This is a genomic window from Gelidibacter sp. (assembly GCF_035577925.1).
GTDB lineage: Bacteria > Bacteroidota > Bacteroidia > Flavobacteriales > Flavobacteriaceae > Gelidibacter.
The window spans coordinates 1-1974 of sequence record NZ_DATJCY010000126.1 but is presented as its reverse complement, the minus strand read 5'-3'; the positions used below and the strand labels follow the sequence as shown (position 1 = coordinate 1974).

General features: G+C 34.2%; 2 protein-coding genes. Both read right to left on the bottom strand.

Annotated elements, in window-relative coordinates; translation table 11 throughout:
• A partial coding sequence (locus VNJ50_RS04335; RefSeq protein ID WP_325579403.1) for a hypothetical protein occupies positions 1–528 on the bottom strand: 528 nt, incomplete at its 3' end.
• A gap of 36 nt (positions 529–564) precedes the next feature.
• On the bottom strand, positions 565–1974 hold a 1410-nt coding region (locus VNJ50_RS04330), incomplete at its 5' end, for an ABC transporter permease (protein ID WP_325579402.1).

The following is a 1974-nucleotide window of genomic DNA, read 5'->3' as shown; positions in this document are numbered from 1 at the left end:
TTCCAGAAAAGAAAGCATTTCACTTTCACTAAGTGAATCACTAGAACCCAAAACATTGAGATAAGTATGTTTAACATAATCACTTTCAAAACGATTCACTTCTTTTAATACACTTTCAAACCCTGTCGTTTCGTAAATTTTCTGCGCGCGTTCCTTTCCATTAACACCAATAGCAATCATTGTCTGCACACATTGAGCAACAAGTGCTTTATCTTTTTCATCAAGAACCAACTTCTTTTTACCATTAATGACATATAAAAGAGTTCCGTTGGTTTCTTGGGTAATTTTTAGTTTATCACCATCTTTTTTAAATGAAACCGTTCCATCATTTGATAAACTTTGAATTCCCTTTTCATCATCTGTAAACGTGATTTCACCTTTAAGTTTCAAATCAAGTTTTTGTTTACTGTCTTGTACAGAAATCCTTATTTCACCATTATTATTGGAAATAGAAATATTGTTTTTCTGCGCAACAGATGTTGTGAACGCAACCGCGATCAGCAAAATACATAGCATTGTTTTTTTCATAACCGAATTATTTTTAGTTGTAGTTTTAATTTATAATTATTCATCTCTAAGTGAATTCACTGGGTTTGCACTTGCGATATACCAACCACGTGAAAACAATACCAATGTGGCTATCAATAGTAAAACAAAGGTTGAAGCCAAAAAGACAACCGGACTTATTTCTATTCTATAGACAAAATTCTGTAGCCATTTATTCATAAAATACCACGCAATTGGAAAAGCAATTACACACGCCATAAGAACCAATTTTGAAAGATTTTTAAGAAGCATGTAAATTATCTGTCCTGTAGATGCACCTAAGGTTTTTCGGATCCCGATTTCTTTACGACGTTGGTTTGTGGTAAAAACCGCCAAGCCAAACAATCCCATTCCTGCAATAAGGATTGAGAAACCCATTGCCCATTGGAGTAATTTGGAAAGTTGACGCTCAGTATTATAGAGCTTTTCTATTTCTTTATCATAAAAAGAATAATCAAAAGTGGCATTGGGAAATATCTCAGAAAAAGCATTCGATACCTTGTCTAATGCCTTGCTCCAAGTTTCGGGGTGTTTTTTATCTAGTGCTAAATGTAGCATAAATCCTTTATCCGACCCGACATACATAAAAGGACGCAGACTCTCGTGTGCCGAAGAAATATCAAAATTTTTCAAGACTCCTACAATGGTTCTCCTCCCATTATTAAAGGTTTGACCGAGCACCTCTTCTGGGTTTTCAAAACCTAAATATTCTACTGCTTTTTCGCTAATCCAAACTTCTTGAATAGAATCCAACTCCCGAATATTCCTTCCTGATACCAATTGAAATTGATACACCACAGCATATTCTAAATCACCTTCTCGATAATCAAAATCAACTATTTCCAAATCTTTTTGTCTTGGATTATCCAATCTGACTTGTACTTTATTATAGCCCTCCGTAAGCGGTGGCAATGAACTTAAGCTAACTGCTTCGATCTCGGGAAAACTTGCGATTTGATTTTTTAAAACTTTCGTTTTTTCTGGATTTTTATAATATCCTGGAATATAAAAATGAACTATAGCATCTTTTCTAACTCCTATATCTCTGTTTAAAACAAAGTGAGTTTGCTGAATCACTACCCAAACACAAATAAGGAAAACACTAGCAATTACAAACTGAAAAACAGTTAATCCTTGACGTAAAACCGAAGTTCTGGAAAGATGTGTGTTTTGATGTAATTGGTTTTTCATTATCGAAATTGGCGCATATCCTGTTAATACCCACGCTGGATAAAAACCTGCCAAAAGTGTAACAATTGGAATAAATATTGCTAAAAACAACAATATCTGAGAGCTATACGCCTTATAATCGCCCAACTCTCCAGGAACAAAATCTTTGAATACTTCCAAAAATAAAGGCAATAAAAGCAGTGCTAAAAGAGCAGCCAAAACGGTAATAAGAAAAGTTTCTATTAAAAATTGCCAACG